This window comes from Pyrinomonas sp., assembly GCF_040289685.1.
Lineage (GTDB): Bacteria > Acidobacteriota > Blastocatellia > Pyrinomonadales > Pyrinomonadaceae > Pyrinomonas.
Genome location: NZ_PSLQ01000113.1, coordinates 1 through 4,331 on the forward strand (window position 1 = coordinate 1; position 4,331 = coordinate 4,331).

Here is a 4,331-nt window from a genome sequence, read left to right on the forward strand (position 1 = left end):
GGGCAAGTGGCGACGAACCGTGAATCCCACGCGCTGCGCGCCGTGGGAGTGTCAAAAACGATGGCAGTGCTGGTGACTGGCGGAGCGGGGTACATCGGGAGCGCGACCGTGGAGTTGCTGTGCGAACGCGGCGAAAGCGTCGTCGTGTTGGATGATCTCGCGCGCGGGCATCGCGGGGCAGTGCCGGAGGGCGTCGCTTTTTATCATGGCGAGGTCGGCGATGTGGAGCTTGTGCGGCGCGTCGCGCGCGAGCATGGGGTTGAAGCGTGCATTCATTTCGCCGCGCTCGCTTACGTCGGCGAATCGGTGGAGGATCCGGCGCGTTATTTTCGCAACAACGTCGCGCAGGGCATCGCGCTGCTCGATGCGTTGATGGCCGAGGGGGTCAAGCTGATGGTCTTCTCTTCGACCTGTGCGACCTATGGCGAACCCGTGCGCGTGCCGATCCCGGAAGATCATCCGCAACAGCCGGCCAATCCATATGGCTGGTCGAAGTTGATGATGGAACAGATCATGCGCGCTTACGATCAAGCGTACGGTTTACGGTTCGTCGCGCTCCGCTACTTCAACGCGGCGGGCGCAACCCCGAATTGCGGCGAAGATCATGATCCGGAGACGCACTTGATCCCGAACGTGCTCGCGGCAGCCGAAGGGAAGCTTCCATACGTCTCCGTTTACGGCAACGACTATCCAACGCCGGACGGCACGTGCATACGCGACTTCATTCACGTGGCCGATTTGGGCGAGGCGCACATCCTCGCGCTCGACTATTTGCGGCGCGGCGGCGCGAGCGACGCTTTCAATCTCGGCAACGGGCGTGGCTATTCCGTGCTCGAGGTGATCGAGACGGCGCAGCGCGTGACGGGCAAACGGATCGAGGTGCGATTTGAGGGGCGGCGCGCAGGCGACCCATCGCGACTGGTGGCTGACGCGCGACGGGCGCAGGCCGTGCTGGGCTGGCGGCCACGCTACGCTGATCTGGAGAGGATCATTCGCACGGCCTACGAGTGGAGGCGTTCTCATCCGAACGGCTACGCAGAGAACTGACGGCGGACGAAGCCGATCTGGGCGAAGGATTTTCTGAAGGACGTGCGTTATAGAAAAGAGGGGGTGTGGGGGAGCTATAAAACCCATCCCCTTCAGGGGTGGGATAGATGGACTCCCCCACGTGCCCCGCAGGGGCACATAACAGGGTGGGAGGCAAGCGCGCTATACTGAGGCTCTGGACCTGCGAGTGTGGGGCGGTGCATGACCGGGACCTGAACGCGGCGAGAGAACATCCGGGCCGAAGGGATAAAACATATCCCCGTCGCGGTAGGGCATACCGAGACGCAAAACGCTTGGGGAGCCGCTGTAAGACCTGCGTATCGCGGGCAAGTGGCGACGAACCGTGAATCCCACGCGCTGCGCGCCGTGGGAGTGTCAATCGACATCTCCACTCTCCTCCTTCTCCAAGCGATGGGGCAAAGATCATGGCAGGTCGATTAAAATCATCTCGCCGTGCGAACCGGTTGAAATCTCCAGCCGCGTTTCAGCGCTGATGCGCGCCTGATCGCCGGTCGCTAGTTCATGCCCGTTGATGGTTACGTTGCCGTCGATCACGTACAGAAATGCGCGTCGCTTCGCATCCAATTCATGCGTCAGGGTGTCTTCGGGGCGGACGGTGGAAACGTAGAAGGCTGCGTCTTGGTCTATTTTGACGGCGCGCTCACTCTCGCCTCGGCCTGAAGCGACAAGCAAAAGCTTCCCGATCCGCTCTTCGGGCGCGAAATGGGCTTGCTCATAAGACGGGGCGAGTCCCTTTTGGGCCGGCAGAACCCAAATCTGCAGTAGGTGGACCGGTTCGATCGTCGAAGCGTTGAACTCCGCGTGGGCGATCCCGGTTCCAGCGCTCATCCGCTGCACCTCGCCCGCGCGCGTGATCCCGTGCCCGCCCGTGCTATCGCGGTGTTCGAGGGCGCCGCTCAAAACGTAGGTGACGATCTCCATCTCGCGGTGTCGGTGCATGTCGAAACCGCGCCCCGGTTGGATGATGTCATCGTTGAAGACGCGCAACGGACCAAACGACACGTTCTGCGGATCGTAGTAGTGGTCGAAGCTGAAGAGCCAGTAGGTCGAAAGCCACTCGTTAGCGAAATGGTAACGATCTTCCGCGCGAATGATGTGAATCATGTTTCCTCCTTTGATCCCGAGCACCACGCCGGGCGCATCACGAATAGCGCTGATCAATCCACCCGCAATTTATCAAGCAGTTCAATCAACGCGCGTCGCTCTTGGCGCGCCAACGGACGCATCACCTCCTCGGCGAAGCCGATGACTTCGGGCAGACTCTCGGCCAAAAACTTCGCTCCCGCATCGGTCAAAGCGACGAGCTTCATTCGACGGTCGCCGCAGGCCAAGCGTTTGACATAACCGCGCGATTCGAGCGAATCGATCAGCTTCGTCACGTTGGCGCGCGAAGAGAGAAGGCGCCGCCCGATTTCCGCTTGCGGGAGCGGCTCGCCGGCGCCGTTCAGGATCCGCAAAACGTTGTACTGATTGTCCGTTAAGCCAAACGCGGCGAAACGCGCGTCGGAGGCGCGCCACAGACGGTCTCCCAAGCGCATCAAGCGGATCAGCGCCTCTTCGGCATCGCTGCGCGGGATCTTCACTTTAACGGCCATGACGGGGCGAGCGTACTCGATCACTAGGAAATTGTCAACTGGTTGACAACGTTCGCCGCGCAACGCTCGCACAAGACTTCAGATCCGGGGCAGTTGACCGAAACCGTTCCGCCGCAAGATGCGGGCTTGTTGCCTTGGAGATAAGTGGGCCTTGCGACTTGGCAAGGCAAGCTTCGGACTTGCGGTCCTTTCAGAGCGAGTCGTTCAAATGTGTTATATTTGGGTGGGAGTTCCACCTCGATTTTGGGTGCGGCTGAAAGTGATCTCCTTGCCCAGTAGTTGGAGCGCGTGATTTTCCGGCGCTTCAGGCAGTGGCACCCCCACCAGCACGGCGCGCGCGCTCGCGCGTGAGCGAGAAAGAATCGCGCGCGTTTAGCGCTCGCGGAGAACGTCAAGCCGAGTCTCACGGCGATAGATGCTAGCAAGACGCGTCGTCGCTTGAATTTTCGATTGCGGAGGAGGCGGTTGACGATCCAAGAGAACGTACCTCTGGCGCCATTGACTACGTTGAAGGTCGGCGGCCCGGCCCGTTTTTTCGTGCGCGCCGAGAGCGAGCGGGATGTTTGCGCGGCGGTTGAATTCGCCGAGAAGCGGGGTTTGGGCCTTTTCGTCCTCGGCGGCGGAAGCAACGTCGTCATCGCCGATGAAGGGTTTGGCGGTCTGGTATTGCAATTGGCGTTGCGCGGCGTCTCGGTCTTCGACGAAGGCGAACGAGTCGCGTTGACGGCGCGGGCCGGCGAGGATTGGGATGGATTGGTGCGCTTTTGCGTCGAGCGCGACCTTGCCGGAATCGAATGTCTGAGCGGGATCCCAGGGCTTGTCGGCGCCGTGCCGGTCCAGAACGTCGGCGCTTATGGACAAGAAGTGTCGGAAACAATCGTCTCCGTTCGCTGCTTCGATCGGCGTGCGCGGGCGCTTTGCGAACTTTCGCGCGATGAATGCGGTTTCGGCTATCGGTCGAGCATCTTTAATGAAAGCGAACGGGACCGTTTCATCATCCTTTCGGTCACTTTCGCCCTGGCGCGCGGCGGTGCGCCTCGATGCGTTTACAAGGATCTGCGGGATTATTTCGGCGCAGGGCAGCCCAGTCTAAAGGAGGTGCGCGAAGCGGTGCTGCGAATCAGGCGGGCCAAGTCAATGGTGATCGATCCGGCGGATCCAGATTCGCGCAGCGTCGGTTCGTTCTTCAAAAATCCGATCGTCACCGCGTCTGAATTCGCCGCTTTGAGCGAGCGGTGGGCGCAAGATGACTCGCTGCCGATCCCGCACTTCAAACTGGCCGATGGGCGCGTGAAATTAATGGCGGCGTGGCTGATCGAACGCGCCGGTTTCCCACGTGGATATCGAAAGGGGGGAGTTGGGATTTCAACCAAACACAGCTTGGCGATCGTCAACTGCGGGCGGGCGACTGCTCGCGAGATCATCGCCTTGAAGCAAGAGATTCAGCAACGCGTGGCCGAAAAGTTTCACATCTGGCTCGTCCCGGAACCTGTTTTCGTCGGTTTCAATGAGCCGATCGCATGACCTTTACGATGGGATCGGTCGGCCAGAAGGCGGTGGTGGCGGTGGTGGAGGTGACGCGCCTCCCAGCAGAGGAAGGTGACTGTTTCGAGTTTGGAACCGAAGTAGGAGAGGAACAGAACCGCCCTAGAACGTCCGAAACGGGCT

General features: G+C 60.7%; 5 protein-coding genes. 3 read left to right on the forward strand and 2 right to left on the reverse strand.

Annotated features, from left to right (window positions below):
* Positions 1-1,047, forward strand: a 1,047-nt coding sequence (gene galE / locus C4334_RS14405) for a UDP-glucose 4-epimerase GalE (protein WP_352432786.1), incomplete at its 5' end; no start/stop codon positions are given.
* Positions 1,048-1,154: 107 nt separating this feature from the next.
* Positions 1,155-1,394 (forward strand): zinc ribbon domain-containing protein, encoded by a 240-nt coding sequence (locus C4334_RS14825; protein ID WP_502943380.1) that lies wholly within the window; start codon positions 1,155-1,157, stop codon positions 1,392-1,394.
* Between the two features lie 76 nt (positions 1,395-1,470).
* Here C4334_RS14825 and C4334_RS14410 read toward each other — a convergent pair whose 3' ends face one another.
* Positions 1,471-2,172, reverse strand: coding sequence for a pirin family protein (locus tag C4334_RS14410; protein WP_352432787.1), 702 nt, complete (start codon positions 2,170-2,172; stop codon positions 1,471-1,473).
* Between the two features lie 53 nt (positions 2,173-2,225).
* Positions 2,226-2,726 (reverse strand): MarR family winged helix-turn-helix transcriptional regulator, encoded by a 501-nt coding sequence (locus C4334_RS14415; protein WP_352432788.1) that lies wholly within the window; start codon positions 2,724-2,726, stop codon positions 2,226-2,228.
* Between the two features lie 402 nt (positions 2,727-3,128).
* Here C4334_RS14415 and C4334_RS14420 point away from each other — a divergent pair, with 402 nt between their 5' ends.
* Positions 3,129-4,187 carry a UDP-N-acetylmuramate dehydrogenase gene (locus C4334_RS14420; protein ID WP_352432789.1) on the forward strand — a complete coding sequence of 353 codons (1,059 nt, stop codon included), beginning with the start codon at positions 3,129-3,131 and terminating at the stop codon, positions 4,185-4,187.
* Positions 4,188-4,331 lie beyond the last annotated feature (144 nt).

What these genes read in the sequence shown, in the direction of transcription:
- C4334_RS14410 (WP_352432787.1), bottom strand. Translation starts at nt 2,172, where the DNA reads ATGATTCACATCATTCGCGCGGAAGATCGTTACCATTTCGCTAACGAG.
- C4334_RS14825 (WP_502943380.1), top strand. Translation starts at nt 1,155, where the DNA reads ATGGACTCCCCCACGTGCCCCGCAGGGGCACATAACAGGGTGGGAGGC.